Below are 1,481 nucleotides of genomic sequence, written 5' to 3'. Positions count from 1 at the left end.
TCCCCAAAGGGGAGAAAATCGGGCTACGGCCGTCCGGTTGACGTCGCGGAGTCTTGGTGCCACCAGAACCCGACATTGAGTAGGACGCCGGGGACCCTTCGTCAGGCACCCGGAAGTGTTGCCTTGAGCACGTGAATCAGATTCTTTTGCCTGCTCGGTCCCCACCGGACGGCTGCTGCACAACAGCACACCGCGGGAGGGGAGGACCGGGGCATGGACGTCGTCCACGAACGATGCGCCGGGATCGACATCGGTAAGGCGGACGTGAAGGTCTGCGTCCGCGTCCCGGGGCCGGGCAAACGGCGCCGGAAAGAAGTACGCACCTTCTCCACCATGACCCGTGACCTGCTGGCGATGCGGGACTGGCTGCTGGCCGAAGGCATCACCGTCGTGGGCATGGAAGCCACCGGCTCGTACTGGAAGCCGGTGTTCTACCTGCTGGAGAACGACATCGAAACTTGGCTGCTGAACGCCCGCCACATGAAGAACGTCCCCGGCCGCAAGACCGACGTCGCCGATTCCGAGTGGATCTGCAAGATGGTCGAGCACGGCTTGGTCCGGCCCTCGTTCGTCCCACCGCCGGAGATCCGGCAGTTGCGGGACCTCACCCGCTACCGCACCGAGGTCATCCGCGAACGCACCCGCGAAGCACAGCGGCTGGAGAAGCTCCTCGAAGACGCAGGCATCAAGCTCTCCGCTGTCGTCTCCGACCTGCTGGGCAAGTCCGCCCGCGCGATGCTGGAGGCCCTGATCGCCGGGGAACGCGACCCACTGGTGCTGGCGGAGATGGCCAAGGCCAGCATGCGAGCCAAACGCGAGATTCTCGCGCAGGCGCTGACCGGGCGGTTCACCGACCACCACGCCTTCCTCGCCCGCACCATGCTCGATCGCATCGACGCGGTCACGGCGACCGAGGCCCGGCTCAGCGAGGAGATCACCCGCCAGCTCACGCCCTTTCGCCGCCAGGTCGAGCTGCTGGTCACGATCCCGGGCGTCAGTACCAAGTCGGCCGAGGTGATTCTTGCCGAGATCGGTGTGGACATGAGCCGCTTCCCCAGCGCTGCCCACCTCGCCTCGTGGGCGGGGATGTGTCCGGGCAACCACGAGTCCGCCGGCAAGCACACCTCCGGCAAGTCTCGGCCCGGGGACCCCTGGCTCAAGGGCGCCCTCGGGCTCGCCGCGACTGCTGCCGCCCGCAGCAAGGACACCTACCTCGCGTCCCGCTACAAACGCATCGCGATCCGCCGCGGAAAGAAGCGGGCCCTGGTCGCCGTCGGCCACACTATCTTGACTTCGGTCTGGCACATGATCACCCACGACGCCGACTACCACGACCTCGGAGGCAACTACTTCATCCAGCGAACCGGCCGCACAAGGCAGACGCGCCGCCTGGTCAGCCAGCTCAACATGCTCGGTTATCAAGTGTCCCTCCAATCAACAGAAGCGGTCTGAGCTGCGGGGGTGGTGGATTTTCGAATCAG

Annotated in this window: 1 protein-coding gene; it reads left to right on the top strand. The window is 66.0% G+C overall.

The features are described 5' to 3' along the window. Window positions 1-213: 213 nt before the first annotated feature. A complete protein-coding gene (locus ABT085_RS46325; RefSeq protein WP_351623248.1) occupies window positions 214-1,452 on the top strand; it encodes an IS110 family RNA-guided transposase in 1,239 nt (412 codons plus the stop codon). The last annotated feature ends 29 nt before the right edge of the window (window positions 1,453-1,481 follow it).

Origin of the sequence: Streptomyces sp. NPDC002265, from assembly GCF_040296125.1 — a bacterium.
Lineage (GTDB): Bacteria > Actinomycetota > Actinomycetes > Streptomycetales > Streptomycetaceae > Streptomyces.
Note: the sequence above shows the minus strand (reverse complement) of the source record. Positions and strands in the feature narration are given on the sequence as shown.